At 67.0% G+C, this 24374-nt stretch carries 21 protein-coding genes and 1 pseudogene; 1 reads left to right on the forward strand and 21 read right to left on the reverse strand.

Annotated features, from left to right (window positions below; translation table 11 throughout):
• Window positions 1-4: 4 nt before the first annotated feature.
• The 14 genes and pseudogenes from rpsS to ACWD1Z_RS03435 all read right to left on the reverse strand — a co-directional run bounded on the left by rpsS (window position 5) and on the right by ACWD1Z_RS03435 (window position 11317).
• Window positions 5-286, reverse strand: a complete 282-nt coding sequence (gene rpsS, locus ACWD1Z_RS03370; protein ID WP_003992359.1) for a 30S ribosomal protein S19 — start codon at window positions 284-286, stop codon at window positions 5-7.
• 12 nt (window positions 287-298) lie between these two features.
• Window positions 299-1135 carry a 50S ribosomal protein L2 gene (gene rplB / locus ACWD1Z_RS03375; protein WP_059192905.1) on the reverse strand — a complete coding sequence of 279 codons (837 nt, stop codon included), beginning with the start codon at window positions 1133-1135 and terminating at the stop codon, window positions 299-301.
• Between the two features lie 38 nt (window positions 1136-1173).
• Window positions 1174-1593, reverse strand: coding sequence for a 50S ribosomal protein L23 (rplW, locus tag ACWD1Z_RS03380; protein WP_389415426.1), 420 nt, complete (start codon window positions 1591-1593; stop codon window positions 1174-1176).
• A complete protein-coding gene (rplD, locus tag ACWD1Z_RS03385; RefSeq protein WP_062706770.1) occupies window positions 1593-2249 on the reverse strand; it encodes a 50S ribosomal protein L4 in 657 nt (218 codons plus the stop codon). The genes rplW and rplD overlap by 1 nt, the downstream gene beginning before the upstream one ends.
• 8 nt (window positions 2250-2257) lie before the next feature.
• The gene (gene rplC / locus ACWD1Z_RS03390) at window positions 2258-2902 is read right to left on the reverse strand and encodes a 50S ribosomal protein L3 (RefSeq protein WP_062706771.1); all 645 of its coding nucleotides are present in this window, start codon (window positions 2900-2902) and stop codon (window positions 2258-2260) included.
• Window positions 2903-2919: 17 nt separating this feature from the next.
• On the reverse strand, window positions 2920-3228 hold the full coding sequence (gene rpsJ, locus ACWD1Z_RS03395; protein WP_003948644.1) for a 30S ribosomal protein S10: 309 nt from the start codon (window positions 3226-3228) through the stop codon (window positions 2920-2922).
• A gap of 443 nt (window positions 3229-3671) precedes the next feature.
• Window positions 3672-4187: a hypothetical protein gene (locus tag ACWD1Z_RS03400; RefSeq protein ID WP_451115101.1), complete on the reverse strand. Its 516-nt coding sequence runs from the start codon at window positions 4185-4187 to the stop codon at window positions 3672-3674.
• The gene (locus ACWD1Z_RS03405; RefSeq protein WP_451115102.1) at window positions 4175-4468 is read right to left on the reverse strand and encodes a hypothetical protein; all 294 of its coding nucleotides are present in this window, start codon (window positions 4466-4468) and stop codon (window positions 4175-4177) included. The genes ACWD1Z_RS03400 and ACWD1Z_RS03405 overlap by 13 nt, the downstream gene beginning before the upstream one ends.
• 109 nt (window positions 4469-4577) lie before the next feature.
• Window positions 4578-4727 (reverse strand): annotated as a pseudogene (locus tag ACWD1Z_RS03410) (hypothetical protein); the annotation flags it as partial.
• Between the two features lie 1394 nt (window positions 4728-6121).
• Window positions 6122-7315: an elongation factor Tu gene (tuf, locus tag ACWD1Z_RS03415; RefSeq protein WP_030671874.1), complete on the reverse strand. Its 1194-nt coding sequence runs from the start codon at window positions 7313-7315 to the stop codon at window positions 6122-6124.
• 157 nt (window positions 7316-7472) lie between these two features.
• The gene (gene fusA, locus ACWD1Z_RS03420; protein WP_250070966.1) at window positions 7473-9599 is read right to left on the reverse strand and encodes an elongation factor G; all 2127 of its coding nucleotides are present in this window, start codon (window positions 9597-9599) and stop codon (window positions 7473-7475) included.
• Between the two features lie 39 nt (window positions 9600-9638).
• Window positions 9639-10109: a 30S ribosomal protein S7 gene (gene rpsG, locus ACWD1Z_RS03425; RefSeq protein ID WP_003998848.1), complete on the reverse strand. Its 471-nt coding sequence runs from the start codon at window positions 10107-10109 to the stop codon at window positions 9639-9641.
• A 2-nt stretch (window positions 10110-10111) separates the two neighbouring features.
• A complete protein-coding gene (gene rpsL / locus ACWD1Z_RS03430; RefSeq protein WP_003948652.1) occupies window positions 10112-10483 on the reverse strand; it encodes a 30S ribosomal protein S12 in 372 nt (123 codons plus the stop codon).
• Window positions 10484-10798: 315 nt separating this feature from the next.
• Window positions 10799-11317: a DUF1707 and DUF4190 domain-containing protein gene (locus ACWD1Z_RS03435; protein WP_451115105.1), complete on the reverse strand. Its 519-nt coding sequence runs from the start codon at window positions 11315-11317 to the stop codon at window positions 10799-10801.
• A gap of 151 nt (window positions 11318-11468) precedes the next feature.
• Here ACWD1Z_RS03435 and ACWD1Z_RS03440 point away from each other — a divergent pair, with 151 nt between their 5' ends.
• Complete coding sequence (locus tag ACWD1Z_RS03440; protein WP_451115107.1) at window positions 11469-12383, forward strand: hypothetical protein; 915 nt, start codon at window positions 11469-11471, stop codon at window positions 12381-12383.
• Window positions 12384-12395: 12 nt separating this feature from the next.
• Here ACWD1Z_RS03440 and ACWD1Z_RS03445 read toward each other — a convergent pair whose 3' ends face one another.
• From ACWD1Z_RS03445 to rplA, 7 genes are all read right to left on the reverse strand, one after another.
• The gene (locus ACWD1Z_RS03445) at window positions 12396-13034 is read right to left on the reverse strand and encodes a hypothetical protein (protein ID WP_451115108.1); all 639 of its coding nucleotides are present in this window, start codon (window positions 13032-13034) and stop codon (window positions 12396-12398) included.
• Window positions 13035-13201: 167 nt separating this feature from the next.
• Entirely contained in the window at window positions 13202-17101 is a 3900-nt protein-coding gene (locus tag ACWD1Z_RS03450; RefSeq protein WP_451115109.1) for a DNA-directed RNA polymerase subunit beta', read from the reverse strand.
• 94 nt (window positions 17102-17195) lie between these two features.
• Entirely contained in the window at window positions 17196-20681 is a 3486-nt protein-coding gene (rpoB, locus tag ACWD1Z_RS03455) for a DNA-directed RNA polymerase subunit beta (protein WP_451115111.1), read from the reverse strand.
• Window positions 20682-21274: 593 nt separating this feature from the next.
• Window positions 21275-21661 (reverse strand): 50S ribosomal protein L7/L12, encoded by a 387-nt coding sequence (gene rplL, locus ACWD1Z_RS03460; RefSeq protein WP_389415640.1) that lies wholly within the window; start codon window positions 21659-21661, stop codon window positions 21275-21277.
• A 121-nt stretch (window positions 21662-21782) separates the two neighbouring features.
• Entirely contained in the window at window positions 21783-22313 is a 531-nt protein-coding gene (rplJ, locus tag ACWD1Z_RS03465; RefSeq protein WP_389415434.1) for a 50S ribosomal protein L10, read from the reverse strand.
• A gap of 280 nt (window positions 22314-22593) precedes the next feature.
• The gene (locus ACWD1Z_RS03470; RefSeq protein WP_451115113.1) at window positions 22594-23454 is read right to left on the reverse strand and encodes a DUF1396 domain-containing protein; all 861 of its coding nucleotides are present in this window, start codon (window positions 23452-23454) and stop codon (window positions 22594-22596) included.
• 157 nt (window positions 23455-23611) lie between these two features.
• Complete coding sequence (rplA, locus tag ACWD1Z_RS03475) at window positions 23612-24337, reverse strand: 50S ribosomal protein L1 (RefSeq protein ID WP_383311455.1); 726 nt, start codon at window positions 24335-24337, stop codon at window positions 23612-23614.
• Window positions 24338-24374 lie beyond the last annotated feature (37 nt).

Consider the following 24374-nt stretch of genomic DNA (forward strand, 5'->3'; position numbering starts at 1 on the left):
GCTGCTAGCGGCGCTTCGACTTCCGGTCGTCCTTGACGTGACCCCGGAAGGTGCGCGTCGGCGAGAACTCGCCGAGCTTGTGGCCGACCATCGACTCGGTGACGAACACCGGGATGTGGGTCTTGCCGTTGTGCACCGCGAGCGTGTGGCCGAGCATGGCCGGCACGATCATGGAGCGACGGGACCAGGTCTTGATGACGTTCTTGGTGCCGGCTTCGTTCTGGGCGTCCACCTTCTTGATCAGGTGGTCGTCGACGAAGGGCCCCTTCTTGAGACTACGCGGCATCTAAACCCGCTCCTAGCGCTTCTTGTTCGTCTTGCGGCGGCGGACGATGTACTTGTTCGAAGCCTTCTTCGGCGAACGAGTACGACCCTCCTTCTGACCCCAGGGGCTGACCGGGTGGCGACCACCGGAGGTCTTGCCCTCACCACCACCGTGGGGGTGGTCAACCGGGTTCATCGCCACACCGCGAACGGTCGGGCGGACGCCCAGCCAGCGCTTGCGGCCGGCCTTACCCCAGTTGATGTTGCTCTGCTCGGCGTTGCCGACCTCGCCGACGGTGGCGCGGCAGCGCACGTCGACCAGGCGGATCTCACCGGAGGGCATGCGCAGGTGGGCCATCTGGCCCTCCTTCGCGAGCAGCTGCACGGAGGCACCGGCGGAGCGGGCGAACTTGGCGCCGCCACCCGGACGGAGCTCGATCGCGTGGATCGTGGTACCGACCGGGATGTTGCGGAGCGCCAGGTTGTTGCCCGGCTTGATGTCGGCCCCGGGACCGTTCTCGACGCGGTCACCCTGCTGCAGGTTGCGCGGGGCGAGGATGTAGCGCTTCTCGCCGTCGGCGTAGTGCAGCAGCGCGATGCGCGCGGTGCGGTTGGGGTCGTACTCGATGTGCGCGACCTTCGCCGGCACGCCGTCCTTGTCGTGACGACGGAAGTCGATCACGCGGTAGGCGCGCTTGTGTCCGCCACCCTGGTGGCGAACGGTCACACGACCGGCGTTGTTACGGCCGCCCTTGCTGTGCAGCGGGCGGACCAGCGACTTCTCCGGCGTGGACCGCGTGACCTCGACGAAGTCGGCGACGCTGGAGCCACGACGGCCCGGCGTAGTCGGCTTGTACTTGCGGATTCCCATTTCTCAGTCCTCGTCCGATATCGGACGATCCGACCCGCTTACGCGGTCGGACCGCCGAAGATGTCGATACGGTCGCCCTCGGCGAGGGTCACGATCGCGCGCTTGCTGTCCGCACGCTTGCCGAAGCCCGTCTTGGTCCGCTTGCGCTTGCCCTGACGGTTGATCGTGTTGACCCCGGTGACCTTGACCGAGAAGACCGCCTGGACGGCTTCCTTGATCTGGGTCTTGTTGGCACGCGGGTCGACGATGAACGTGTACTTGCCCTCGTCGAGGAGCGCGTAGCTCTTCTCGGAGACGACCGGCTTGAGCAGCACGTCACGGGGGTCCGTGATCGACTTGCTCAGCGGGGTCTCGACGGTGTTCTTGCCCTCCGTGGCGTGGCGACGCGCCTTGGCGACGCGGGCGGCCTTGGCGGCCTTGGCCGCCTTGGAGGCAATGGCGGGGTGACGGATAGCCATCAGGCCTCGCTCCCTTCGGTGTCATTGGCCTTCGGGCCGGACACGAAGGACTCGAAGGCGGCCTGGGTGAAGACCACGTCGTCCGAGACGAGAACGTCGTACGTGTTCAGCTGGCCCGGCTCCAGGATGTGGACCTGGGGCAGGTTGCGGGCGGACAGCCACGCGGCCTCGTCGGCACGCTCGACGACCAGGAGCAGGTTCTTGCGCTCCGAGATCTTGCCGAACAGCGACTTCGCGGCCTTCGTCGAGGGGGTCTCACCCTCGATGACGCCGGAGACGACGTGGATGCGGTTGTTGCGGGCCCGGTCGGTGAGGGCGTGGCGCAGGGCCGCGGCCTTCATCTTCTTCGGGGTCCGCTGCGAGTAGTCACGCGGCACGGGACCGTGCACGACGCCACCACCGGCGAACTGCGGCGCGCGGGTCGAGCCCTGACGGGCGCGACCGGTGCCCTTCTGGCGGTAAGGCTTCTTGCCACCGCCACGGACTTCGCCGCGGGTCTTGGTCTTGTGCGTGCCCTGGCGGGCAGCGGCCAGCTGTGCGACGACGACCTGGTGAAGCAGCGGGACGCTGATCTTCTCTACGTCGAAGATCTCCGCGGGGAGCTCGACGGTACCGGCCTTGTCGCCCGCCGGCGAAAGGATGTCAACAGTGCTCATCGGTTACCTCAGGCCCCCTTGGCCGCGGTGCGGACCAGGACGAGGCCGCCGTTCGGACCGGGAACCGCGCCCTTGATGAGCAGCAGACCCTTCTCCGCGTCAACGGCGTGGACGGTCAGGTTCTGGGTGGTGACCCGCTCGTTGCCCATGCGACCCGCCATGCGGAGGCCCTTGAACACACGGCCCGGGGTGGCGCAGCCACCGATGGAACCGGGAGAGCGGTGCTTGCGCTGGGTGCCGTGTCCGGCGCCGAGGCCCTTGAAGTTGTGACGCTTCATGACACCGGCGAAGCCCTTGCCCTTGCTCTTGCCGGTGACGTCGACCTTCACGCCGGCCTCGAAGACCTCGGCCGTGACTTCCTGGCCGAGCGTGTACTCGGAGGCGTCAGCGGTGCGGATCTCGACGAGGTGACGACGGGGGGTGACGTCGGCCTTGGCGAAGTGACCCTTGAGGGGCTTGTTCACCTTGCGCGGGTCGATCTCGCCGAAGGCGATCTGGACCGACTCGTAGCCGTCGACGTCGTTCGTACGCACCTGGGTCACGACGTTGGGGCCGGCCTTGACGACGGTGACCGGAACAACACGGTTGTTCTCGTCCCACACCTGCGTCATGCCGAGCTTCTCGCCCAGGATGCCCTTGATCTGCTTAGCCATTCTCAGATCACCGACCCTCAGAGCTTGATCTCGATGTCGACACCGGCCGGGAGGTCGAGTCGCATCAGAGAGTCAACGGTCTTGGGAGTCGGGTCGAGGATGTCGATCAGGCGCTTGTGCGTACGCATCTCGAAGTGCTCGCGCGAGTCCTTGTACTTGTGCGGCGACTTGATGACGCAGTACACGTTCTTTTCAGTGGGCAGCGGCACCGGGCCCGCGACCGACGCACCAGTGCGAGTCACCGTCTCGACGATCTTCTTCGCCGAAGAGTCGATGACCTCGTGGTCGTAGGCCTTGAGCCGGATGCGGATCTTCTGTCCCGCCATGGCTACTCAGTAGTCCTTTGTCTCGTAACGCTCTGGAACCCGGTGTTCCTGTCCCTCGCTCCGACCCACGCGGTCGGGCGTGTCGCGCTCCCGCTGACACAGATGTCCCTTGTTCGAACATCCCTGCTGGGAATGCAACGGCCCTTCCGGAACCGCAGGCCGAGGGCGAGAAGCCCACCGGGCGCCTGGTCGGTGCCGCACCACACTTCCCGGAAGATTCCCGTACGTCCGCCCCAGCGCTGCCTTGCGGCAGTTAAGGCGACGAGTACCGTGGGACTTGCTTCCAGTCCTCCCGGCGGGAGGCGCACAGCATCAACACTCGACCGAGCAACTCCGACAGTCTGCCATATGGGGCAGCCGCCTGGCCAATCGAGCCGGAGACAATACCCCGGGAGTGACGCAGGTCAAACACCGGCGGCCGGGAGCTCCCGCGGCAGGGCCCGTCAGAGCCACTCCCCCTCGTCGCCCTCCGCACCCTCACCGCGGTCGCGCACCACCACGACCAGCTGGACCGGCGCTTCGGTGTCGTCGTGCTTGACGCCGGCCAGCAGGGCCCTGCCCGAGAGCAGCCAGGCGGTGTGGTCGATGTAGTCCGCGCCGTCGGTCAGGTCCTCGTCGGAGGATTCCAGCCGGGCCCCCAGGGCGCCGGATTCCAGCTGGGCGACGATGCGCGGAAGCTCGGCCGAGGCGGCATCGTACAGGTCGTCGAGGCAGGTGTCCGGGTCCGGCCACTCCTCCTCGACCTCCCGGTACCAGAGCGTGAACTCGACCTGCGCGGACGGCCCGTCGCCCTGGATCCACGCGTGCGCGTCCTCGCGCCGCCAGGTCGTCGCCCATTCCTTCGCCGGATTCCTGCGCTCGCCCGTCCAGCCCGCCGCCTCGAGAACCGCGGCCGCCGCGGGGCCGGTGAGTTCGTCGAGTTCGGACAGTCGACCCACTTCCGCGCTTACGTCAACCATTTACTCGTTCCGCTCATACCATCGCCGAGCACATGAAAGACCGGCAGCGTACCGTTTGCCATTGCCTCCGGGAAATGCGTGCCGAGCACTTCCCGGAAATGCGCCGCACCCGCTTCATTGAAAATGGCATAGCGCACGCCTTTCCCGCCGAGTTCTTCATTCAGCTTCAGCAGCTTGGCGGCCCGGTCGGTGATTTTCTGCTCCTTGCAGAAGGAGCTTTCGGGGTTGTAGGCGGACTTGGCCCACTCGCTCTCCCGTCCGCCGGTGAACTTCGCCTCCATGAGCTCTCCAACGGCCGGGAAGTCCATGTGGACGGCGGCCCCACGAGCGGCTGGCGAGCCCTAGGGGGTCGGGCGAGAGGTACCGGGAGGTGTACGGGTCGTAATAGCGGAAGCAGTTGCAGTGGAGATCGCTCTCGGTGTCGACGTACTGGCCGGGAAACCGAAGCCGACAGGATTCTTCCGTGTCGAAGAATTCCCATGGTTCTCCCCACAGGCTCGACTGTTCTTCCAGACCGCCGCGCCTTCCTGGGAAAGCAATTCACGAGGACTGCCCGCGAGTTCGCTCACGATGAGCCGGAATCTCCGGTCCACCTCGTCCTGCGGAGCGTCCCGGAGCCATTCACGGGTGCTCTGCGCCACCGGACGATGACTGTCGGGGGCGTACTCCCAGGTGACGCCGGTGCGGTCGCCGGCTCCGCGGTCGTGTATCTCCTCCGCCAGCCGGCTGCCGTCCCAGACGAAGAAGACGGCCTCGGCGACTTCCCCGGCGGAATCCAGGCGCTCCTTCGATGTCCGGCGCCCGAGGGGGTCGTAGGCGTAGCGCCAGGTCGTCCCGTCCGGGGTGACCAGACCCGTCAGCCGGTCCTCCGCGTTCCACCTGTACGTCCAGGTCTTCCGCCGGCCCGACAGCGTTCTCCGGGTACGGCGGACCACCCGGCCCTGGGCGTCGTACTCGCAGCCGGTCCGTCCCGCCTGCCTCAGCCGGTTGCCGGAGTACTCGAACCGCTGCTCGGGTTCCTCACCGGCAGCGTCCGGCCGCTCCCGGCCGGAGGCGACCAGCCGGCCGCCGGTGTCGTAGGCGCAGTGCTCGCTCCCCGACCGTGCCCCGACCGCGACGGGCCGGCCCACCGCGTCCAGGGCGTCGATCTCCTCGACGGGGCCGGTGGGGCCGTGGATGTGCTGACGGTCGACGGAAGCTGCCTCCGTGACGACGGTCCGACGGCGCATGCGGTGCAGCCCGTCCCAGGTCTGCCGCACCGCCGGCCGGTCGCCCAGCCTGATCTCCGTCTCCCGGCCCGCGGCGTCGTGGGTGAAGTGCAGGGCGTGGTCGAAGGCCGCGAGTTCCCGGGGCTGTCCGTCGGGGGTCCCCGCGTCCGACGCCTCATCGATCTTCGTCTTCGCGGTCCTGGCGGTCTCCTCGCGCATCTTGCGCGCGTCCTCGGCCATCTTCTTCGCCGCGTCCAACGCGCCCTGCGCATCCGCGACATCACCACGCGCGGTGGCCTGAGCCGTCTCCGCCTGCTGCACATCCCGCGTCGCGGCACGGACCTTCGCCTCGTCCGGCTTGTCGGCCGCCTTGCTGCCGGTGGGGTCGTCCTTGTACTTGCCGGCTTCCTTCCCCGCCCGCGTCACCCACGAATCAGCCGTCGACAGCCGCGACTTCGCCGACGCCAGATCCGACCGCGCCTCCCGCCCCCGCGCCAGCGCCCGATCCGCCAACGCCTGCGCCCGCTCCAGCCGCAACGCATCCGACACGTCATCCGCGAAGTCATGCAGCTTCTTCGCCAGCTGCCGCACCTGCTGCGGATCCCCCGGCACCGGATCACCGCCCGGCGCGGAGGCAACGGCAAAGGGGCCCGTACGACCGAAGTCGTACGGGCCCCTTCAAGGAGCTCAGCTATACGGCTGGAGCTACCAGGTCAATCAACAAGCTTACTTGTTGATCTTGGTGACCTGGCCGGCGCCCACGGTCCGGCCACCCTCACGGATGGCGAACTTCAGGCCCTCCTCCATGGCGACGGGCTGGATGAGCTCAACCTTCATCTCAGTGTTGTCGCCCGGCATGACCATCTCCGTGCCCTCGGGGAGGGTCACAACGCCCGTCACGTCCGTCGTACGGAAGTAGAACTGCGGACGGTAGTTGTTGAAGAACGGCGTGTGGCGGCCACCCTCGTCCTTGGACAGGATGTAGGCCTGCGCCTCGAACTCGGTGTGCGGGGTGACCGAGCCCGGCTTGATGATGACCTGGCCGCGCTCGACGTCCTCGCGCTTGATGCCACGGAGGAGCAGACCGACGTTCTCACCGGCCTGGCCCTCGTCGAGCAGCTTGCGGAACATCTCGATACCGGTGACCGTGGTGGTGGTCTTCTCGGTCTTGATGCCGATGATGTCGACGGTCTCGTTGACCTTCAGGACACCACGCTCGATACGGCCGGTGACGACCGTACCGCGACCGGTGATCGTGAAGACGTCCTCGATGGGCATGAGGAACGGCTTGTCGACGTCGCGCTCGGGCTCCGGGATCGACTCGTCGACGGCCTTCATCAGGTCGAGGACGGACTGGCCCCACTCCTTGTCGCCCTCAAGGGCCTTCAGAGCGGACACCTTGACGACCGGAAGGTCGTCGCCCGGGAACTCGTACTCGGAGAGGAGCTCACGCACCTCGAGCTCGACGAGCTCCAGGATCTCCTCGTCGTCCACCATGTCGGCCTTGTTCAGGGCGACGACGATGTACGGAACGCCGACCTGGCGGGCCAGGAGCACGTGCTCCTTGGTCTGCGGCATCGGGCCGTCGGTGGCGGCGACCACGAGGATGGCGCCGTCCATCTGCGCCGCACCCGTGATCATGTTCTTGATGTAGTCCGCGTGACCGGGGCAGTCGACGTGGGCGTAGTGACGGGTCTCCGTCTGGTACTCGACGTGCGCGATGGAGATGGTGATACCGCGCTGGCGCTCTTCGGGAGCCTTGTCGATCTGGTCGAACGCCGAGGCCTCGTTCAGGTCCGGGAACGCGTCGTGCAGCACCTTGGTAATGGCGGCCGTGAGGGTCGTCTTACCGTGGTCGATGTGACCGATGGTGCCGATGTTGACGTGCGGCTTAGTCCGCTCGAACTTCGCCTTCGCCACTGGGGTCCTCCTGGGAGTGGTTCTGGTACGCCTTACTTCATCGGCGCCAGGTGATCTTTGCTGGAATGCCCGGGCCCGGGGGGCAGTCCCACCACGATTGCGGTGGAATGCCCCACGAGGCTCCGGAGTCAAGCCTAAAGCGTGGGAACGCGGTGCGTTACTCGCCCTTGGCCTTCGCGATGATCTCCTCGGCGACGTTCCGCGGAACCTCGGCGTAGGAGTCGAACTGCATGGAGTAGCTGGCCCGGCCGGACGTCTTGCTGCGCAGGTCGCCGACGTAACCGAACATCTCCGAGAGGGGCACGAGGCCCTTCACGACGCGGGCACCGGCCCGCTCCTCCATGGCCTGGATCTGGCCACGGCGGGAGTTGATGTCACCGATGACCTCACCCATGTAGTCCTCGGGCGTGGTGACCTCTACGGCCATCATCGGCTCAAGGAGCACAGGGCTGGCCTTGCGCGCGGCCTCCTTGAAGGCCTGCGATCCGGCGATCTTGAACGCGAGCTCGGAGGAGTCGACCTCGTGGTAGGCACCGTCGAGAAGCGTGACGCGGACGCCCGTCATCTCGTACCCGGCGAGGATGCCGAACTGCATGGCCTCCTGCGCACCGGCGTCGACCGAAGGGATGTACTCCTTCGGGATACGACCACCGGTCACCTTGTTCACGAACTCGTACGAGGCGTCGCCGCCCTCGATCGGCTCGATCGCGATCTGCACCTTCGCGAACTGACCGGTACCACCGGTCTGCTTCTTGTGGGTGTAGTCCACGCGCTCGACGGCCTTGCGGATCGTCTCACGGTAAGCGACCTGCGGCTTACCAACGTTGGCCTCGACCTTGAACTCACGGCGCATACGGTCGACCAGCACCTCGAGGTGCAGCTCGCCCATACCGCCGATGATGGTCTGGCCGGTCTCCTCGTCCGAGTGAACCTGGAAGGAGGGGTCCTCCTCCGCGAGACGCTGGATGGCGACACCCAGCTTCTCCTGGTCACCCTTGGACTTGGGCTCGATGGCGACCTGGATGACCGGCGCCGGGAAGTCCATGGACTCCAGGATCACCGGGGCCTTGTCGTCGCACAGCGTCTCACCGGTCGTGGTCTGCTTCAGACCCATCACGGCGATGATGTCGCCGGCGCCCACCGCGTCGATCTCCTCACGCTTGTTCGCGTGCATGCGGTAGATCTTGCCGATGCGCTCCTTCTTGCCCTTGACGGAGTTCAGCACCGAGGTGCCGGACTCCAGGCGGCCCGAGTAGACCCGGACGAAGGTGAGCTTGCCGAGGTGCGGGTCGCTCATGATCTTGAACGCAAGAGCGGACAGCGGCTCGTCCTCGGACGGCTTGCGCTTGACGACCAGCTCGGGGTCCTTCACGTCGTGGCCCTCGATGGCCTCGACGTCGAGCGGGGTCGGCAGGTAGCGCACGACCGCGTCGAGCAGGGGCTGGACGCCCTTGTTCTTGAACGCGGTGCCGCAGAACACCGGGGTGACCGTGGTGTCGCTGGACTTGCCGGACGCGATGGTGATGCGACGGATCGCGGCGTACAGCTGCTCCTCGGTGGGCTCCTGGCCCTCCAGGTACAGCTCCATGATCTCTTCGTCGTTCTCGGCGACGCCCTCGATCAGCTTGCCGCGGTACTCCTCGGCAGCCTCGGTGTGCGTGGCCGGGATGTCGACGACGTCGTACATCTCGCCCTTGGCGGCCTCGGCGGACCACACGAGCGCCTTCATGCGGACCAGGTCCACGACGCCCTTGAAGTCGGCCTCGGCACCGATCGGAAGCTGCATGACCAGCGGCTGCGCACCGAGGCGGTCCGAGATCATGTCGACGCAGCGGTGGAACTCCGCGCCGGTCCGGTCGAGCTTGTTGACGAAGCAGATGCGCGGCACGCCGTAACGGTCGGCCTGACGCCACACCGTCTCGGACTGCGGCTCGACACCGGCGACACCGTCGAACACCGTCACGGCACCGTCGAGCACACGCAGGGAGCGCTCCACCTCAACGGTGAAGTCGACGTGCCCCGGGGTGTCGATGATGTTGATGGTGTAGTCGTTGTCCTCGAGCGGCCAGTGGCAGGTGGTCGCAGCAGACGTGATCGTGATGCCACGCTCCTGCTCCTGCTCCATCCAGTCCATGGTGGCAGCGCCGTCGTGGACTTCACCGATCTTGTACGAAACGCCGGTGTAGAACAGGATCCGCTCGGTGGTGGTCGTCTTGCCCGCGTCGATGTGGGCCATGATGCCGATGTTGCGCACCTTGGCCAGGTCAAGCGAAGTGGTAGCCATAAGGCTTCAGTCTTCTCTCGGTCTCGATGTGGACTGCGACTACCAGCGGTAGTGCGCGAAGGCCTTGTTGGACTCGGCCATCTTGTGCGTGTCCTCGCGCTTCTTCACAGCGGCACCGAGGCCGTTGGAGGCGTCGAGGAGCTCGTTGAGCAGACGCTCGGTCATGGTCTTCTCGCGACGGGCGCGGGAGTAACCGACCAGCCAGCGCAGCGCCAGGGTGTTGGCGCGGCCGGGCTTGACCTCGACCGGCACCTGGTAGGTGGCGCCACCGACACGGCGGGACTTGACCTCGAGGGTCGGCTTGATGTTCTCCAGAGCGCGCTTCAGCGTGATGACCGGGTCGTTGCCGGTCTTCTCGCGCAGGCCCTCCATGGCGCCGTAGACGATGCGCTCGGCGGTGGAGCGCTTGCCGTTCAGCAGCACCTTGTTGATGAGGGAGGTCACCAGAGGAGAACCGTAGACCGGGTCGATGATGACCGGGCGCTTCGGGGCGGGGCCCTTACGAGGCATTCTTACTTCTCCTTCTTGGCGCCGTAGCGGCTGCGGGCCTGCTTGCGGTTCTTGACACCCTGGGTGTCAAGGGAACCGCGGATGATCTTGTAGCGAACACCCGGCAGGTCCTTCACACGGCCACCACGCACGAGCACGATGGAGTGCTCCTGCAGGTTGTGTCCCTCACCCGGAATGTAAGCGGTGACCTCGATCCCGCTGGTCAGACGCACACGCGCGACCTTACGCAGGGCCGAGTTCGGCTTCTTCGGGGTGGTCGTGAACACACGCGTGCAGACGCCGCGACGCTGGGGCGAACCCTCGAGTGCGGGCGTCTTGTTCTTCTCGACCTTGTCCTGCCGGCCCTTCCGGACCAGCTGCTGGATCGTAGGCACTACTTCTCCGGTTTCTGTGTGCCGAATGGTGAAGCTAACCTGGAACGCCACCGACCCACGCGGTCGGGTGTGTCGAATCCGGCGGACTCCCGCCGCAAGGCGAAAAGAGCACAGATTACGGTGGCCGCTCACAGCTCGCTATGCGGTTTGAAGGCACGCACGAGAGCCAGGGCACACCCCAGGCACAAGGTCTGAGCGTACCTACCTCATTCGCTGCGGTCAAAACAAATGAGGCCCGCTCACATCTCGGCACGTGCCATGTCAAGACCGTCCGCCACGATCGATCTTCGAATCCACGAGATCGATCTTCGGGCGCTACGCTCCGGACACGGCCGCGGCCACCATCAGCAGCGTCAGCACGAGCACCCAGCCGGCCGTGGACAGCCAGCCGAGCACCAGCCCGGTCAGCGCCAGCGCGTCACCGCCCTCGCCGGTCCGCCGGATCTCGGCGCGGGCCGAGTGCCCCAGGACGACCGCCGGTATGCCGGTGAACCCCAAGCTGACCAGACACAGCAGCCCGCACACGCCCGCCCCGACCGCCTTCCCGTTGGTCCGCGGCCTCGGTACGGCGTAATAGGGCGCCGGGTGCGGTACGGCCAGGAAGGGCACCGGCTGCGGCACGGGCCCGTTGGGCAGGTCGGCGACCAGCAGACCCAGCTCCCCCACCGTACGGGCGGCGTACGCCCGCGCGACCCGCTTCTCGAACTCGGGCTGCTCCATCCGCCCCTCGCCGAACCCCGCCCTCAGCACATCCACGGCACGCTCACGGTCGGCGTGCGAGGCGAGCATCGAAGAACCGCCGCCCTGCCAGGACGGCCACACCGGTTGCGTCATGGAGCACCTCCCCGTACCCGCCGGAGTTCCTCCATCATGCGCCGAGCCGGCATTCCCGGCACAGGGTGCGGACCCGGAGAAAACCCGGAGACGCCCCCGCGGGGACACCTCCGGGGTGCGGGCGTGATGGGCGGCACGGAGACTGAGGATCATGTCCGCCCCGCCCCCGGCCGAACCCGTACCCACCCCGACCTCGACGTTCGCGCGGAAGGCGGCGTACATCGCGGCGCCGGGCACCATCGCCTTCGCCCTGCTCTACTACTTCGGCAGCGTCTACACCAAGGCGTACTACTCCACCCTCAGCGTCCTCCCGGAGGACCTCGGGTTCTCCGTCCAGGGTGTGGTGGCCAACAGCAGCAGCGCGGTCTTCGTCCCCGTCTGCCTGCTCCTGGGCGGCGGGCTGATCGCGTTCCTGGCGCTCGGGCGGCTCGGGCTCGCACTGGCGGGGCCGGGGCGCGCGATGCTGCGCCGGAGGGCGATCCGCTGGCTGCTGGCCGCCGGGGTGGCCCTGGTGGCCGTCGGCTTCCCGGCCCTGTTCACGAACGCGGCGGCCCTCTTCCCGTCGGGCTGGCCGCGCCGGTTCCTGCCCGCCCTGATGGTGATCGTGGGGGCCACGCTGGCCGCCTTCGCCGTCCATCTGCGGCTGACCGAGGTCCCGGCCACCCGGGACCGGCAGGCCCGCGACGCCGACCGGATGTGGCTGGCGGGCGGCACCCTGGCCATCGGGCTGCTGACGCTGAGCCTCTTCTTCGGGATGGCGCTCTACGTGGCGGACATGGGGCGCGGCGACGCCATGCTGCACGCGGACGAGGGGTACGAGGGCATCCCGACCGTGGTGGTCCATTCCAAGGTGCCCCTGGCCCACCGAGCGGTGGGCATCGAGTTCACGGACCACGGGGAGAGGAGCGCGCCGTACCGCTACGAGTACCGCGGCTTCCGGGTGCTCGCGAAGGCGCCGGCCCGCTTCTACCTCATCTCCCACCAGGCGCGGAGCTACCGGGACCGCCATGTGGTGATGCTGCCCGACGACGGCACCGTCTGGATGGAGATCTACGCCGACTCGTGACCGCGGCGGCGCTCAGGGGAGGTCGTACTCGCCCTCGGGCGTGGGGACGTCCGTGGGCACACCGTCCGTCTCGGGCACCACGTCGGAGGGCGTGCCCGGCGTCGGCGCGGTCGTGCTCGGCCCGACGGGGGCCTCGGAGGTGGTGGTCCCCTCGCCCGTCGCCTCCCCGGAGACGGGGGCGGTGACGGTGGACCCGTCCTCCATCGTGAAGGTCAGCTCCCCGCTGTAGGGGCCCGGTTCGGTCGGAGTGACCTGGAAGATCACATCGCAGCCCTCCGGCGGCACCTCGCCCAGGCACTTCTGGATGAACGCGAGTTCCGCGCCGTCGATCTCCCCCGTGACCCCCTGCAGCGGCTTGGGCTTCTCCTCGCTCGACCCCGCGACGTGCACCTCCCCCTGGGTGGACTCCCCCACCTTGGTCCGCGGCAGCTTGATCGCCGTCCCGGAACCGCCCCGCGAGTCACTGCCCGGGAAGATCGAGGCCAGCCGGTCCTTCTCCGCGTCCCCGGTCGCCGCCGTGCCGTTCTCCTCGGCCCCCGTGGGCCGCGTCTGCTCCTGGCGCGAGTCCGAGTCCCCGCCGCCGCCCCCGCAGGCCGCCAGCACCGCCGTCATCGCCGCTGCGGCGAACAGCCGGACCATCGCTGACGTCATGTCGCCTCCGCTTCCACCGGGCCGGGTCCGGGCCAACCTGGCACAGCGGCAGGGCGACCGGTGCGGACCCGCCGGGCGGCACCGCACGATCACTCGCACGCCGGGCTCGAACACGCCGAAGGGCGGCCACCCGTGTGGGTGACCGCCCTTCGACTCAAGCGACTCGCTTACTGGTTGTACGGACCGTAGTCGTAGTCCTCCAGCGGAACGGCCTGGCCGGAGCCGGTGCCGAACGGCGAGTAGTCGATGTCGTCGTAGCCGACGGCCGAGTACATCGCGGCCTTGGCCTCCTCGGTCGGCTCGACCCGGATGTTGCGGTAGCGGGACAGGCCCGTACCGGCCGGGATGAGCTTACCGATGATGACGTTCTCCTTGAGGCCGATGAGCGAGTCGGACTTGGCGTTGATCGCCGCATCCGTGAGGACTCGCGTCGTCTCCTGGAAGGACGCCGCCGACAGCCAGGACTCCGTGGCCAGCGAGGCCTTGGTGATACCCATGAGCTGCGGACGACCGGAGGCCGGGTGACCGCCCTCCTGGACCACACGACGGTTCTCGGTCTCGAACTTCGAGCGCTCGACCAGCTCGCCGGGCAGCAGCTCGGCGTCGCCGGACTCGATGATCGTCACCCGGCGCAGCATCTGCCGGATGATGATCTCGATGTGCTTGTCGTGGATCGACACACCCTGCGAGTTGTAGACCTTCTGGACCTCGCCGACCAGGTGGACCTGGACGGCACGCTGACCCAGAATGCGCAGCACGTCGTGCGGGTTGGTGGCACCCACGGTGAGCTGCTGGCCCACCTCGACGTGGTCGCCCTCGCGGACCAGGACCTTGGCACGCTTGGAGATCGGGAACGCCGTCTCGTCGCTGCCGTCGTCCGGGGTGACGACGATCTTCTTGGTCTTCTCGGTCTCCTCGATCCGCACGCGGCCGGAGGCCTCGGAGATCGGGGCGACACCCTTCGGCGTACGGGCCTCGAAGAGCTCGACGACACGGGGCAGACCCTGGGTGATGTCGTCACCGGCCACACCACCGGTGTGGAAGGTACGCATCGTCAGCTGGGTACCGGGCTCACCGATGGACTGGGCGGCGATGATGCCGACCGCCTCACCGATGTCGACCAGCTTGCCGGTGGCCAGCGAGCGGCCGTAGCACATGGCGCAGGTGCCCACCTGGGACTCGCACGTGAGGATCGAGCGGGTCTTGACCTCCTCGACACCGTGGTGCACGAGCTGGTCGATGAGCACGTCGCCCAGGTCCACGTTGGCCGGCGCGATCACCTTGCCGTCGATGACGACGTCCTCGGCGAGCATGCGGGCGTAGACGCTGGTCTCGACGTCGTCCGTCTTGCGCAGGACGCCGTCCGCGCCGCGCACGGCGATCTTCAGCTTCAGACCGCGCTCGGTGCCGCAGTCCTCCTCGCGGATGATCACGTCCTGCGAGACGTCCACCAGACGACGGGTCAGGTAACCCGAGTCGGCGGTACGCAGGGCGGTGTCCGCCAGACCCTTACGGGCACCGTGCGTGGAGATGAAGTACTCCAGCACGGACAGGCCCTCACGGAAGGACGCCTTGATCGGACGCGGGATGGTCTCGTTCTTCGCGTTCGACACCAGACCACGCATACCGGCAATCTGACGCATCTGCATCATGTTGCCTCGTGCACCCGAGTTCACCATCATGAAGATCGGGTTGGTCTTCGGGAAGTTGTCGTTCATCGCCTCGGCGACCTCGTTGGTCGCCTTGGTCCAGATCGCGATGAGCTCCTGCGTGCGCTCGTCCTTGGTGATCAGACCGCGCTCGTACTGCTTCTGGACCTTCTCGTCCTGCGCCTCGTAGCCCTTGACGATCTCCTTCTTCGCCTCGGGAACGACGACGTCGGAGATGGCCACGGTGACACCGGAACGGGTCGCCCAGTAGAAGCCGGCCGCCTTCAGGTTGTCGAGCGTCGCCGCCACGATGACCTTGGGGTAGCGCTCGGCGAGGTCGTTGACGATCTCGGAGAGCTGCTTCTTGCCGACCTCGTAGTCGACGAACGGGTAGTCCTCGGGCAGCAGCTCGTTGAAGAGCGCGCGGCCCAGGGTCGTCCGCAGCCGGAACGAGTCGCCCTGCTGCCACTCCGGCTCGCCCTCCTCCCGCGCCGGCGGCATCCAGCCACGCGGCGGGATGGTGCCCACCGGGAAGCGGATGTCGATCGGCGACTGGAGCGAGAGCTCGCCCGCGTCGAACGCCATGATCGCCTCGGCGACGGACGCGAAGGAGCGGTCCTCACCCTTGACGTTCCGCATCTCACCGTCGGTGGTGAGGAAGAACAGACCGAGGACCATGTCCTGGGTCGGCATCGTCACCGGACGGCCGTCGGCGGGCTTGAGGATGTTGTTCGAGGACAGCATCAGGATGCGGGCCTCGGCCTGCGCCTCCGCGGACAGCGGAAGGTGCACGGCCATCTGGTCACCGTCGAAGTCCGCGTTGAACGCGGTGCAGACGAGCGGGTGGATCTGGATGGCCTTGCCCTCGACCAGCTGCGGCTCGAAGGCCTGGATGCCGAGGCGGTGCAGGGTGGGAGCACGGTTCAGCAGCACCGGGTGCTCGGCGATGACCTCTTCGAGGACGTCGTACACGACCGTGCGGCCGCGCTCCACCATGCGCTTGGCGCTCTTGATGTTCTGCGCGTGGTTCAGGTCGACCAGGCGCTTCATCACGAACGGCTTGAAGAGCTCCAGCGCCATGGCCTTGGGCAGGCCGCACTGGTGCAGCTTCAGCTGCGGGCCGACGACGATGACGGAACGCGCCGAGTAGTCGACTCGCTTGCCGAGCAGGTTCTGCCGGAAACGACCCTGCTTGCCCTTCAGCATGTCGCTGAGGGACTTCAGCGGGCGGTTGCCGGGACCGGTGACCGGGCGACCACGACGACCGTTGTCGAAGAGGGCGTCAACGGCCTCCTGAAGCATGCGCTTCTCGTTGTTGACGATGATCTCCGGAGCACCCAGGTCGAGCAGGCGCTTCAGACGGTTGTTGCGGTTGATCACCCGGCGGTACAGGTCGTTCAGGTCGGAGGTCGCGAAGCGGCCACCGTCCAGCTGCACCATCGGGCGAAGGTCCGGCGGGATGACCGGGACGCAGTCGAGGACCATGCCCTTGGGGCTGTTGGAGGTCTGCAGGAAGGCAGACACGACCTTCAGCCGCTTCAGCGCACGGGTCTTCTTCTGGCCCTTGCCGGTACGGATGATCTCGCGGAGCTTCTCGGCCTCCTCCTCGAGGTCGAAGGACTCCAGGCGCTTCTGCAGCGCCGCGGCACCCATCGAGCCGTCGAAGTAGGTGCCGAAGCGGTCCCGCAGCTCGCGGTAGAGCAGCTCGTCACCCTCGAGGTCCTGGACCTTGAGGTTCTTGAACCGGGTCCACACCTCGTCGAGACGGTCGATCTCGCGCTGCGCACGGTCGCGCAGCTGCTTCATCTCGCGCTCGGCACCTTCGCGCACCTTGCGGCGCACGTCGGCCTTGGCGCCCTCGGCCTCCAGCTCGGCCAGGTCCGACTCGAGCTTCTTGGCGCGGGCCTCGAGGTCGGCGTCGCGCCGGTTCTCGACCTGCTGCCGCTCGACGGAGACGTGCGCCTCCAGGGAGGGCAGGTCGCGGGTACGGCGCTCCTCGTCGACGTACGTGATCATGTACGCGGCGAAGTAGATGACCTTCTCGAGGTCCTTGGGCGCCAGGTCCAGCAGGTAGCCCAGGCGCGACGGGACACCCTTGAAGTACCAGATGTGCGTGACCGGGGCGGCCAGCTCGATGTGGCCCATCCGCTCACGGCGCACCTTGGCGCGAGTCACCTCGACGCCGCAGCGCTCACAGATGATGCCCTTGAACCGGACACGCTTGTACTTGCCGCAGTAGCACTCCCAGTCCCGGGTCGGACCGAAGATCTTCTCGCAGAAGAGTCCGTCCTTCTCGGGCTTGAGGGTGCGGTAGTTGATGGTCTCGGGCTTCTTGACCTCGCCGTGGCTCCACTGACGGATGTCGTCAGCGGTGGCCAGACCGATCCGGAGCTCATCGAAGAAGTTGACGTCGAGCACTATGCGTCAATCCCTCTCAGGGTTGTAAGTCTTAGGGGTCTGATACGGGGGTCCTGGGGCCGGCGGCCTTCTGGTGAAGGCCGCCGGACTCCCGTCAGACCTCTTCGACGCTGCTCGGCTCGCGCCGGGACAGGTCGATGCCGAGCTCCTCCGCCGCGCGGAAGACGTCCTCGTCGGTGTCACGCATTTCGATGGACATACCGTCGCTGGACAGCACCTCCACGTTGAGGCAGAGAGACTGCATCTCCTTGATGAGCACCTTGAAGGACTCGGGGATGCCGGGCTCGGGGATGTTCTCGCCCTTGACGATGGCCTCGTAGACCTTCACGCGGCCGGTGACGTCGTCGGACTTGATGGTCAGCAGCTCCTGGAGGGCGTACGCGGCGCCGTAGGCCTCGAGGGCCCACACCTCCATCTCGCCGAACCGCTGGCCACCGAACTGAGCCTTACCACCCAGCGGCTGCTGGGTGATCATCGAGTACGGGCCGGTCGAGCGGGCGTGCAGCTTGTCGTCGACCAGGTGGTGGAGCTTGAGGATGTACATGTAGCCGACCGAGATCGGCTCCGGGAAGGGCTCACCCGAGCGGCCGTCGAACAGCGGCGCCTTGCCGGTCGGGAGCACCATGCGCTCGCCGTCTCGGTTCGGGATGGTGTGCTCCAGCAGACCGGCGAGCTCGTCCTCACGCGCACCGTCGAAGACCGGGGTGGCGACGTTGGTGCCGGGGGCGACACTGTCGGCGCCGATGGCCTGCAGACGCTGGGCCCACTCTTCGGCGAGACCGGAGACGTCCCAGCCGCGGCTGGCGAGCCAGCCGAGGTGGATCTCCAGCACCTGTCCCGGGTTCATTCGGGACGGCACACCGAGCGGGTTGAGGATGATGTCGACCGGGGTCCCGTCCTCGAGGAACGGCATGTCCTCGATGGGCAGGATCTTGGAGATGACGCCCTTGTTGCCGTGGCGGCCGGCGAGCTTGTCACCGTCGGTGATCTTGCGCTTCTGCGCGACGTAGACGCGCACCAGCTGGTTCACACCGGGGGGAAGCTCGTCGCCCTCCTCGCGGTCGAAGACGCGGACGCCGATGACCTTGCCGATCTCGCCGTGCGGGACCTTCAGCGAGGTGTCACGGACCTCACGGGCCTTCTCACCGAAGATGGCGCGCAGCAGGCGCTCCTCGGGGGTCAGCTCGGTCTCGCCCTTGGGCGTGACCTTGCCGACGAGGATGTCGCCGGCGACGACCTCGGCACCGATCCGGATGATGCCGCGCTCGTCGAGGTCGGCGAGGACCTCCTCGGAGACGTTCGGGATGTCCCGGGTGATCTCCTCGGGGCCGAGCTTGGTGTCACGGGCGTCGACCTCGTGCTCCTCGATGTGGATCGAGGAGAGGACGTCGTCCTGCACGAGGCGCTGCGACAGGATGATCGCGTCCTCGTAGTTGTGACCCTCCCACGGCATGAACGCGACCAGCAGGTTCTTGCCGAGCGCCATCTCGCCGTTCTGGGTGGCCGGACCGTCGGCCAGGACCTGGCCCTCGATGATCCGGTCGCCCTCGTTGACGATGACCTTCTGGTTGACCGAGGTGCCCTGGTTGGAGCGGGCGAACTTGGCCAGGCGGTACGTGATGTACGTGCCGTCGTCGTTGGCGGTGGTGATGTAGTCCGCGGAGACCTCCTGGACCACACCGGCCTTCTCGGCCTTGACCACGTCGCCGGCGTCGACCGCGGAGCGGTACTCCATGCCGGTGCCGACGAGCGGGGACTCGCTCTTGATGAGCGGCACGGCCTGACGCATCATGTTCGCGCCCATGAGGGCACGGTTGGCGTCGTCGTGCTCCAGGAAGGGGATCATGGCGGTCGCGACCGACACCATCTGGCGCGGCGATACGTCCATGTAGTCCACGTCGTCACCGGCGACGTAATCGACCTCGCCGCCACGGCGGCGGACCAGGACGCGGTTCTCGGCGAAGCGCATGTCGTCGGTGAGCGTGGCGTTGGCCTGCGCGATGACGAAGCGGTCCTCCTCGTCGGCGGTCAGGTAGTCCACCTCGTCGGTGACCTGGCCGTCGACGACCTTGCGGTACGGGGTCTCGACGAAACCGAACGCGTTGACCCGGCCGTAGGAGGCCAGCGAACCGATCAGACCGATGTTCGGGCCTTCGGGCGTCTCGATCGGGCACATACGGCCGTAGTGAGACGGGTGCACGTCACGGACCTCGAAGCCGGCCCGCTCACGGGAGAGACCACCCGGGCCAAGAGCCGACAGACGGCGCTTGTGGGTGAGACCCGACAGCGGGTTGTTCTGGTCCATGAACTGCGACAGCTGGCTGGTGCCGAAGAACTCCTTGATGGAGGCGACGACCGGCCGGATGTTGATCAGGGTCTGCGGCGTGATCGCCTCGACGTCCTGGGTCGTCATCCGCTCACGGACGACTCGCTCCATACGCGCCAGGCCCGTACGGACCTGGTTCTGGATGAGCTCGCCGACGCTGCGCAGACGACGGTTGCCGAAGTGGTCGATGTCGTCGGTCTCGACGACGATCGTGCCACCGCTGTCACCGGTGGTCTCGGTCTCGCCGGCGTGCAGCTTCACCAGGTACTTGATCGTCGAGATGATGTCCTCGACGGTCAGGATGCCCGCGTCCAGCGGAGCGTCCGCACCCAGCTTCTTGTTGACCTTGTACCGGCCGACCTTGGCGAGGTCGTAGCGCTTCGGGTTGAAGTAGAGGTTCTCCAGAAGCGTCTGCGCGGCCTCACGGGTGGGGGGCTCGCCCGGACGCAGCTTGCGGTAGATGTCGAGCAGCGCGTCGTCCTGGCCCTGGGTGTGGTCCTTCTCCAGGGTGGCGCGCATGGACTCGTACTCGCCGAACTCCTCCAGGATCTGCTCGGTGGTCCACCCGAGAGCCTTGAGCAGGACGGTGACGGACTGCTTGCGCTTGCGGTCGATACGGACACCGACCATGTCGCGCTTGTCGATCTCCATCTCCAGCCAGGCACCCCGGGACGGGATGATCTTGGCCGAGAAGATGTCCTTGTCGGACGTCTTGTCGATGGAGGAGTCGAAGTAGACGCCGGGCGAGCGGACCAGCTGGGACACCACGACACGCTCGGTGCCGTTGATGACGAAGGTGCCCTTGTTGGTCATGAGCGGGAAGTCGCCCATGAAGACCGTCTGGGACTTGATCTCGCCGGTCTCGTTGTTGGTGAACTCAGCCGTCACGAAGAGCGGGGCAGCGTACGTGAAGTCGCGCTCCTTGCACTCGTCGATGCTGTTCTTCGGCGGCTCGAAGCGGTGGTCGCGGAACGTCAGCGACATCGACCCGGAGAAGTCCTCGATCGGGGAGATCTCCTCGAAGATCTCCTCCAGACCGGACTTGGTGGGGACGTCCTGACCGGACTCCAGAGCCGCCTCGACCCGACTCTGCCAGGCGGTGTTCCCGAGCAGCCAGTCAAAGCTCTCGGTCTGCAGCGCGAGCAGGTTGGGAACCTCGAGGGGCTCCTTGATCTTTGCAAAGGAGATGCGCAGCGGGGCGGTGCTGGCGCCGTTGTTCGTATTCGCGGTCGAGGCAGTGCGCGAGGCGGCCAAGAGGGGGTCCTTCCGAGGGCTCGGACTCACTACGCGCGTACCGGCCCCTCACTCCGGGGCGCAGAGACAGATTCCCCTTTCTGGCTGTTTGGCCAGGTCAGGGATGGTCCGGTCGTCTGTGCTCGGGCGAGGGCATGCCCCTGGTGACGGGCAGGGGACAGCTAACAGGCAGCGCAAAGGGTCAGTGTAGCCAGTTGGCACACTGATGTCCAGTGCGGGTTGTTCGCGACCCTCGTTGTCCTCAACGCCCTCGTTCTCAACGCCCTCGGCATGCACGCCCTCGATGCACGTTCATACTGCCCTCTTCGCCGTCGATCCATGCCTCGGATTCGGATCGTTGTGACGACGCGTCCTGAGAATTGCGCGCTGCGTGCGGTTCGTCAAGGCCCCCCTTGGCAGAACCGGGGGCGGCCGGAGACACGACGAAGATCACCATACCCCTCGTGACCTGAGGCGCAAGGCAACCGCGGCCGCCCCTCCGGGAACGCAGAAGAGCGACCACCCGGATGGATGATCGCTCTTCGGTGCGCTCGCGTTACAGCCCTGCCGGACCGCAATCAGCTCGCTCGGATCCGTACGGACCCGTGGGGGCGTTACTTGACCTCGACGGAGGCGCCGGCGCCCTTGAGGGACTCAGCGGCCTTCTCGGCGGCGTCCTTGGCGACCTTCTCGAGGACGGGCTTCGGGGCGCCGTCCACGAGGTCCTTGGCCTCCTTCAGGCCGAGCGAGGTCAGCTCACGCACGACCTTGATGACCTGGATCTTCTTGTCGCCCGCACCGGTGAGGATGACGTCGAACTCGTCCTTCTCCTCCTCGACGGCGGCGGCCGGGGCACCCGGGGCGCCGGCGGCGGCAACGGCGACCGGGGCCGCGGCGGTGACGTCGAACTTCTCCTCGAACGCCTTCACGAACTCGGAGAGCTGGATCAGGGTCATGCCCTCGAACTCGGCGAGCAGTTCTTCCTGGGTGAGAGCCATGATGGCTTTCCTTCCACTAATTCGGCAGGTGCCGGATGTACATGACTGGCGGGCGTACGTTCGGCCCGCTACGACCGTTGCCCGTGGCCGGGGGCCTCAGGCGGCGATCATGATGCGAGCCGAATTACTCGGCACCGCCCTGCTCGTCCTGCTTGGCGCGAAGCGCGTCCACGGTGCGGACGAGCTTCGACGGGAGCGCCTGGAAGAGCGCGGCAGCCTGAGACTGCTTGCCCTTCATGGCACCCGCCAGCTTGGAGAGCAGAACCTCGCGGGACTCGAGGTCCGCAAGCTTCTTGATCTCATCGGCGGACAGCGCCTTGCCGTCAAGGACACCGCCCTTGATGATGAGATTCGGGTTGTCCTTGGCGAAGTCACGAAGACCCTTCGCCGACTCCACCGGGTCACCGGTGACGAAGGCGACAGCAGTCGGACCAGCGAAGAGCTGGTCGTCCAGCGTGATCCCGGCCTCGTTGGCCGCAATCTTGGTCAGCGTGTTCTTCACCACGGCGTACTGGGCGTTCTCACCGAGCGAACGACGCAGCGTCTTGAGCTGCGCCACGGTGAGACCGCGGTACTCGGTCAGCACGGCGGCGTTGGAGCTGCGGAACTTGTCCGTCAACTCGGCAACCGCGGCAGCCTTGTCGGGCCTCGCCATAGAGCCTCGGCCTCCTTCCGGGTGATTCGGACCGCGCGGACCCGAAGGAGGACTGGGGAAAACGAAACGCCCCGGCGCAGGCGCTCGGGGCGTGGCTCGACCGACATGAAGATCCATGCGGGAGCAACTTCCACAATCACCTGCGCGGGTCGTCCGCAGTTCAGCGGATCCTTCGGCCACCGCGCCCTCGAACGAGCGCACGGCAACGACCAGCGGTCTTTGGCTTCTGGAAGAGAGTACGTGACCGGATCGCCGTGAAGCAAATCCGGTCATACGGCGCTCAGCTCTCGCCGAGGTCCTTCATCATCTCGGCCAGGTCGACGGTGTCCTCGGCGGGCGGGGCCTGCACGGTCACCGGCTTGTTGTAGTCGAGGAAGGTGATGGTCAGGTCGAGGGGGCCCTTGTCGGCGGCGCCCTTCATCCGGAACTGCTTGGTGTGGTCCTCGCCGTCGACCCACATGTCCATCGTGAGCTTGTCGACGCCCAGGTCCTCGTACTGCTCGATGCTCTTCTCACGCTTCTCGCGGGTGGCCTTGTCCTCGTCCTTGAGCGCGTCGCGGAGCGCGTCGAGGGTGACGGTGCCCCGGTAGTGGGTCGTCTCGACGCCGTCGACCTCCTCGGTGCCGATCTCCTGCACGTCCTTGGCTCCGGTGAGGAACGTGGAGTCGGCCGCGGGGTTCTGCTCGGCCCGGCCGGCGGCGGGGTTGCCAGCTCCGCCGAGGGCGTCCTCGCCGAGCGCGGACATGTCGAACTTCATCCAGGACTTGCCGTCCATCTCCTTGGCCATCTCGGCGTTCCCGCCGATGTACATGGCCTTGTCGACGAGCCGGATCTCGGCGGAGCCGTCCGCCCCTTGGTCGAGGGCCGTCATCTTCATGCTCATGGCCAAGGTGGGCTTCATGCGCATGGAGGCCTCGGCCTTGACCCGCCCCTGCTCCGGCACCTCGCCCGTCATGCGGTACCGCAGGGAGGTGATGTCGTCGGAGTTCTTCGCCGCCTTGGCCACGGCCGCCGCGGGCGACATCTTCGGCGACTCCTCGCCCTTGCCGCAGCTCACCGCGCCTGCGGCGAGGGCCACGGCGGCGAGCCCGGCACCGATCGTCCGGGCGCGCGTGGAACGTCGTACAGAAAGCCCCGTCATCGATTCCCCCCAAGGAACACATGAGCGATTCACAGCGAAGCGGTGAGCCTAACCGATGGCGATGCGAGCGGTCGCTTGAATTCCGCCGGAACAGGGAACGGGCCCCGCACCTGGAAAGGTGCGGGGCCCGTAGCCGACTTCAGCGAGCCTCGATGGCTCAGACCGCGGCCGGGTCCTCCTCGACGAGGAGGTTGCGGGTGCGGTTGGGGTCGACCGGAATGCCGGGGCCCATCGTGGTGGTGATGGCGGCCTTCTTGATGTAGCGACCCTTGGCGGCGGACGGCTTCAGACGGAGGATCTCCTCCAGGGCCGCGCCGTAGTTCTCCACCAGCTTGCTGTCGTCGAACGACGTCTTGCCGATGATGAAGTGCAGGTTCGAGTGCTTGTCGACGCGGAACTCGATCTTGCCGCCCTTGATGTCGTTGACAGCCTTGGTGACATCGGGGGTGACGGTGCCGGTCTTCGGGTTCGGCATCAGACCACGCGGACCGAGCACGCGGCCGAGGCGGCCGACCTTGCCCATGAGGTCCGGGGTGGCGACGACGGCGTCGAAGTCCAGACGGCCCTTCGACACCTCGTCGATGAGCTCGTCGGCGCCGACGATGTCGGCGCCCGCGGCACGAGCGGCCTCGGCACGGTCACCGGTCGCGAAGACCAGGACCCGGGCGGTCTTACCGGTGCCGTGCGGGAGGTTCACGGTGCCACGGACCATCTGGTCGGCCTTGCGCGGGTCGACACCCAGACGGAAGGCGACCTCGACGGTGCCGTCGAACTTGGTCGTGGAGGTCTCCTTGGCGAGACGGACGGCCTCGAGCGGGGCGTAGAGCTTCTCCCGGTCGATCTTGGCGTCCGCAGCGCGGAGAGACTTGCTGCGCTTGCTCACTACTGCTCCTGGGGTTTTCTTAGGAGTCGTGGTCCGG

The sequence above is a fragment of the Streptomyces sp. NPDC002784 genome (genome assembly GCF_053592135.1).